We start from the raw sequence: 2697 nt of genomic DNA on the forward strand, positions 1-2697 counted from the left end.
ATCGAGGCGATCGCGCACAACCTGGAGTTGATGGCGCGAGCGACGGTACCGATCGTCGCGTGCGTGATCGGCGAGGGCGGCTCGGGCGGCGCACTGGCGCTCGGCGTCGCGAACGCGGTGCTGATGCAGGAGAACGCGTGCTATTCGGTGATCACGCCCGAAGGATGCGCCGCGATTCTGTGGCGCGCGGGCGGCGAGGAGAACGTCGCGGCTGCGGCGTCGGCGCTTAAGCTGTCGGCCCCCGACCTGCTCGAGCTGGGACTGATCGACGAAATAATTCCCGAGCCCGCCGGCGGAGCGCATACCGCGCCGGCCGAAGCCGCTCATCTGATCGGCGCGGCGCTCGCGCGACATCTCGAGCGGCTGGTCAAGCTGAAGCCGCAGGAATTGCGCCGCGCGCGCGAACGAAAATTCGCCGCGATGGGCTCGGCGTACCTGACCCGCGGCCGCGTCGAGAACGATCCGACAAATTGAAGGTGAAACCCTCCGCGGGTTTCACGCTTCCGCGGCAGGGGTGACCCCTGCACCCAGTACCTTGATCGTAACCTTATCGCGGCGCGGTGGTTTACCTATTGAGCAGACGATCGCAGGAGGGTTACGTGGATGGACACGCAGAGCAAGCACGCGAGAATTATTCCTGGAATGCGCTATCGAAATGCGCCGGCGGCGATCGAATGGCTGTGCACGGCTTTCGGTTTCGAAAAGAATCTCGTGGTCCCCGATAAGGACGGCGGGATCGCCCACGCGCAGCTCACTTTTGGTAACGGGATGATCATGCTGTCGTCGGTCGGGGGCGGCATGTTCGGCCGCCTGATGAAGCATCCCGATGAAATCGAAGGTTGCGAGACGCAAAGCGCTTACGTAATCGTCCCCGACTGCGACGCGCATTGTGCGCGAGCCAAGGCTGCGGGCGCCGTGATGCTGCGAGACGTCCAGGAAGAGGACTACGGCGGCAAGGGCTACACCTGCCGCGATTTGGAGGGCCACATCTGGAGTTTCGGCAGCTACGATCCGTGGGTTAAGTGATGCATTCGTGATCGAAGCTCTCCAATTGCGCTATGGGGAACCGCATAGAGTGCTGTTTACATCGCACTGAGGCGTGATACCGCGATCGCGCTGCTGTTGGTTCAACGTCGAGATTGCCTTGTTGGTCTCGGGGCTAGGATCGCATCCGCAGAGCTGGCTAGCACAGCAACTGCAATCCGCGGCCGTTTCGGCTTTGACGATTTCTGAAATGTCGCATCCCGCGAGCCCGCCGCATGCGACGCTCACCAGGTCGCGGTCGTTGCATTCGTCGGTGCATAGCGTGGCGTCGCAGGTAAAGCCGGCCTGCGCGCCTTTCGGTTGCAGGCAGCTGTGGTACTCGTCGCAGACTTTGGCGCAATCGACGCCGCTGTCAGCCGGCAGCATCGTGACGCCGGGAACATACAGCGGGCATCCGAGGGCGCCGGGCGCGTCGGGCAGGCACGCGGGAGGAATGGGAACTGCACCGGAAACGGCGGCCACGCGCGTGTCGGCAGACATCATCTTATATGCGCTAACTGAGACGGCGGGCGTGGCGGTCGGCGTCGCGCCGGGTGCGAATGCGGCCGACCACGTCAGTCCGCCGCCTAGAGTGCATGCCTGATCGTTCTGGCCAACCTGGTAGGGCCCGTTGAATACCGGGCAGGAGCATTGCACGATGCCCGCCTGGGCGGTCTTGAAGCACGGCGCCGTCATGCATCCGGCGTACGGCGCGCTCGGGCAATTGGTCAGGCCGAGCCCGTTCTCGGGTACGCAATCGAAGCTGAAGGTCGAGTACACGCTCGAGCCCGGCATCAGATTTCCCTGGTTCACGTTCGCGCAGACCGGCGCCGAGTTGAGCGTCGCGCACAGGCTGCCGTCGGCGCCGCATTGCGCGACGGTTTTTTCATATACCGCGTGATTGAGGATCGCGTTGATATCGACGAAGTACACGCCGTACGGAATGTCGAAACAATTGCAGTTGGCATAGTTGCCGTCGGCGCTCAGCGTGCACGACAGGTCCTCGGCGCCGGAGCTCGGTCCCGAGTAGTAGCAGAGCGCGAACGGTCCGCCGCGGCACGGCACGAAGTTGCTCGAGGCGAGCGTGATGTCGGCGTAAGCAGGGCCGAAGCTGGTCGTCCAGTTGGCGGGATTGCTCCAGAACGCGAGCGAGTTCGGAACGAAGTGGACGATGCCGGCGGAGGGCGTCGGCGTCGACGACGATCCGCTGCCGCCATTGCAGCCCGCGAGCATGAGCATTGCCATTATAATGAGATGAAGTGAGGAGTGACTTTTCACGATCAGCAGTGTTTCGGAATTTCTAAAACGAATCCACATTTATGTATGTCAAATAGTTAGCAGTCGCTGACTTCCAGTTACAACACAGAGACGTTTGGAAAGCATCAGAGATGGTATTAGAAGGAACGGGACTAGTTGAGATAGAGTGGGGCGCGCGAAGCTGTCGCGAGGAGAGCAACGGATGAAGCAGGTAATCTACGTCATGCAGTTCAAGGGTAAGGCTGCCCCGGGTGCGTCGGCCAATGTGATGAAGGCCTCGACCAGTGCGTCGAGCAATACCGTCACGACTGTGGTCGGTGCGGATGGCGTGAATGGAAAGATCGAGTCCGCGGCGGGCGGCCGGGCTCAGTTCGAATCGGAGGTGACGCTCACCGGCGAGACTTCATTTTTGGAAAA

Annotated in this window: 3 protein-coding genes and 1 pseudogene; 3 read left to right on the plus strand and 1 reads right to left on the minus strand. The window is 61.9% G+C overall.

The annotated features are described in order from the left end of the window. Together VIW95_RS16375 and VIW95_RS16380 are read left to right on the plus strand one after the other, a co-directional pair. A pseudogene (locus VIW95_RS16375) lies at nt 1-474 on the plus strand (acetyl-CoA carboxylase carboxyl transferase subunit alpha); the annotation flags it as partial. Nucleotides 475-603: 129 nt separating this feature from the next. Next, the gene (locus VIW95_RS16380; protein WP_331588523.1) at nt 604-1026 is read left to right on the plus strand and encodes a VOC family protein; all 423 of its coding nucleotides are present in this window, start codon (nt 604-606) and stop codon (nt 1024-1026) included. 30 nt (nt 1027-1056) lie between these two features. Here the strand turns inward: VIW95_RS16380 and VIW95_RS16385 are convergent, their stop codons facing one another. Beyond that, nucleotides 1057-2262 carry a hypothetical protein gene (locus VIW95_RS16385; RefSeq protein ID WP_331588525.1) on the minus strand — a complete coding sequence of 402 codons (1206 nt, stop codon included), beginning with the start codon at nt 2260-2262 and terminating at the stop codon, nt 1057-1059. A 220-nt stretch (nt 2263-2482) separates the two neighbouring features. On the opposite strand from VIW95_RS16385, the gene VIW95_RS16390 reads away from it, so the two are divergent. Further along, a partial coding sequence (locus VIW95_RS16390; protein WP_331588527.1) for a hypothetical protein occupies nt 2483-2697 on the plus strand: 215 nt, incomplete at its 3' end.

This window comes from Binatus sp. (SeqCode), from assembly GCF_036522015.1.
Lineage (GTDB): Bacteria > Desulfobacterota > Binatia > Binatales > Binataceae > Binatus.

Coding starts and splice junctions, on each gene's coding strand:
- VIW95_RS16380 (WP_331588523.1), top strand. CDS start 604: ATGGACACGCAGAGCAAGCACGCGAGAATTATTCCTGGAATGCGCTAT.
- VIW95_RS16385 (WP_331588525.1), bottom strand. CDS start 2,262: ATGCTCATGCTCGCGGGCTGCAATGGCGGCAGCGGATCGTCGTCGACG.